Origin of the sequence: Pedobacter sp. (genome assembly GCF_045628745.1) — a bacterium.
GTDB lineage: Bacteria > Bacteroidota > Bacteroidia > Sphingobacteriales > Sphingobacteriaceae > Pedobacter.
In genome coordinates this window covers 1-1932 of record NZ_JAZQPU010000221.1, presented here as the reverse complement: position 1 = coordinate 1932, position 1932 = coordinate 1, and the positions used below count along the sequence as shown (strand labels likewise).

The 1932-nt window shown below is 36.7% G+C and carries 5 protein-coding genes and 1 pseudogene; all 6 read right to left on the bottom strand.

The genetic code is table 11. The annotated features are described in order from the left end of the window. Positions 1-73: pseudogene (locus tag ACR2F7_RS08355) on the bottom strand (30S ribosomal protein S8); the annotation flags it as partial. A gap of 130 nt (positions 74-203) precedes the next feature. Beyond that, positions 204-473: a 30S ribosomal protein S14 gene (gene rpsN, locus ACR2F7_RS08350; RefSeq protein WP_432709496.1), complete on the bottom strand. Its 270-nt coding sequence runs from the start codon at positions 471-473 to the stop codon at positions 204-206. Then, positions 473-1039, bottom strand: coding sequence for a 50S ribosomal protein L5 (gene rplE, locus ACR2F7_RS08345; RefSeq protein ID WP_432713122.1), 567 nt, complete (start codon positions 1037-1039; stop codon positions 473-475). The genes rpsN and rplE overlap by 1 nt, the downstream gene beginning before the upstream one ends. Then, complete coding sequence (gene rplX / locus ACR2F7_RS08340) at positions 1039-1380, bottom strand: 50S ribosomal protein L24 (RefSeq protein WP_432713121.1); 342 nt, start codon at positions 1378-1380, stop codon at positions 1039-1041. The genes rplE and rplX overlap by 1 nt, the downstream gene beginning before the upstream one ends. A gap of 1 nt (position 1381) precedes the next feature. Further along, positions 1382-1750 carry a 50S ribosomal protein L14 gene (rplN, locus tag ACR2F7_RS08335; protein WP_008244575.1) on the bottom strand — a complete coding sequence of 123 codons (369 nt, stop codon included), beginning with the start codon at positions 1748-1750 and terminating at the stop codon, positions 1382-1384. Position 1751: 1 nt separating this feature from the next. After that, positions 1752-1932, bottom strand: a 181-nt coding sequence (gene rpsQ / locus ACR2F7_RS08330; RefSeq protein ID WP_432713120.1) for a 30S ribosomal protein S17, incomplete at its 5' end; no start/stop codon positions are given.

The window sequence follows — 1932 nt, the reverse complement described above, 5'->3', positions numbered from 1 at the left end:
CTACAATTCTGTGATTTGCCTTGATGGCATTTCTTACTCTTGTAAGATAATCTGCTATTGGATCTGTATTCATTTTATGAAATTGTGATAGTGGTTTCCTTTCCGAACCATTCGGAACGACCTTCCATCGGTTAATATTTAATTGTAACGTAATAACGCAAGGTTCTACGCAGAGCGTACAACCTTAACGTAAAAATACGATATTACCAACTAGCTTTTGTTACTCCAGGAATTTTTCCTGCTAAAGCCATGTCACGGAACATTACCCTTGATATTCCAAAAGTACGCATGTAACCACGAGGGCGACCAGTAATTTTGCAACGGTTATGTAAACGAACAGCTGATGAATTTTTAGGTAATTTATCTAATCCTTCGTAATCACCTGCAGCTTTAAGTTCCGCACGTTTTTCCGCGTACTTAGCAACCATTTTTTGGCGCTTAACTTCGCGAGCTTTTACTCCTTCTTTTGCCATTATACGTTTGTATTTTGATTTTTAAATGGTAAACCAAATTGTTTTAAAAGTTCCAATGCTTCAACATCATTAGTAGCAGTAGTTACAAACGTAATGTCCATACCTAATATTTTACTAATTTTATCAATGTTGATCTCCGGGAAGATGATTTGTTCAGTAACACCTAAAGTGTAGTTACCTTTTCCATCAAAACCTTTGTCATTGATACCTTTGAAATCACGGATACGTGGCAAAGCTACGGAAATTAAACGATCTAAAAACTCAAACATGTTATTGTCACGTAAAGTTACACGTACACCAACCGGCATACCTTTACGTAATTTAAAGTTTGAGATATCTTTTTTAGATTTTGCACTTACAGCTTGTTGTCCTGCAATAGTACTCATTTCCAGAATTGAACTGTCAATGATTTTCTTGTCAGTTACTGAAAAACGGCCAACACCCTGGTTGATCGATATTTTCACTAATTTAGGAACCTGCATAACGCTTTTATAAGCAAACTTATCTTTAAGCGCACTTACAATTTCCTCTTTATATTTACTCTTTAATCTTGGTACGTAAGCCATTATTTGATCTCCTCTCCTGATTTTTTAGCAACCCTAACTAATTTCCCATCAGCGTTAAGCTTTCTGCCAACGCGGGTAGTTTCACCAGTTTTTGGATCAACTAACTGTACATTAGAAATATGAAGAGCAGCTTCTTTTTTTATGATACCACCGTTAGGGGTAGCAGCATTTGGTTTCGTATGTTTTGATACAAGGTTTACACCTTCAATTATTACCCTGTTTTTAGCGATAACAACTTCTTGTACTTTACCTTGTTGGCCTTTTGAATCGCCAGCAATCACCTTTACTAAATCTCCTTTACGGATTTTTATTTTTGGTTGTGTAGTTACTTTGTTTTTCATTTTATAATACCTCCGGTGCTAATGATACAATTTTCATGAATTGTTTTTCACGCAGTTCTCTTGCTACCGGGCCAAAGATACGTGTACCACGTGGCTCATCTTGTGCATTTAATAACACTGCTGCATTGTCGTCGAAACGGATGTAAGAACCATCTTTACGTCTGATCTCTTTTTTTGTTCTTACTACAACTGCTTTAGAAACTGTGCCTTTCTTAATGTTTCCAGAAGGTAATGCACTTTTCACGGTAACAACGATTTTGTCACCAATAGAAGCATATCTCTTTCCAGTACCACCAAGTACACGGATAACCAATACTTCTTTTGCGCCGCTATTATCGGCTACATTTAATCTCGATTCCTGTTGTACCATGTTATTTAGCCCTTTCTAAAATTTGCACTAATCTCCAGTTTTTGTTCTTACTCAGCGGACGAGTCTCCATGATCAGTACTGTATCACCAATACCGCAATCGTTTTTCTCGTCATGAGCCATAAATTTGGTAGTTTTCTTAACAAACTTACCATAGATCGGGTGTTTCACTTTTCGTTCTACT